This window comes from Ochrobactrum sp. SFR4 (genome assembly GCF_019730395.1).
Taxonomy (GTDB): domain Bacteria; phylum Pseudomonadota; class Alphaproteobacteria; order Rhizobiales; family Rhizobiaceae; genus Pseudochrobactrum.
Genome location: NZ_JAAPBB010001216.1, coordinates 1 through 243 on the forward strand (window position 1 = coordinate 1; position 243 = coordinate 243).

Annotated in this window: 1 protein-coding gene; it reads left to right on the forward strand. The window is 50.2% G+C overall.

Annotated features, from left to right (window positions below; translation table 11 throughout):
• Positions 1–243 (forward strand): phosphate ABC transporter permease family protein (locus HBA93_RS22900; RefSeq protein ID WP_221724760.1); only part of this gene is annotated, 243 nt, incomplete at both ends.

The following is a 243-nucleotide window of genomic DNA, read 5'->3' on the forward strand; positions in this document are numbered from 1 at the left end:
GGTCACTGAGCGCTACCGTCTATCTTGAGCAGACTGCCAAATCGCAGCTGAATACTACTCTGGGCAATACTGAAAATTACAGCGAAAGCCTGACACTTGGTGTGGTGAAAAACCTCGCTTACGGGCTTGAGCGTCTTGATCCGCAGCAACGCGAAAATCTGCCGCAAACCTATCCTGAAATGCGCGCATTAATGGCTGAAAACGGTGTGGCATTAGCTACTGAAGGCCATGATGTCATGGTGC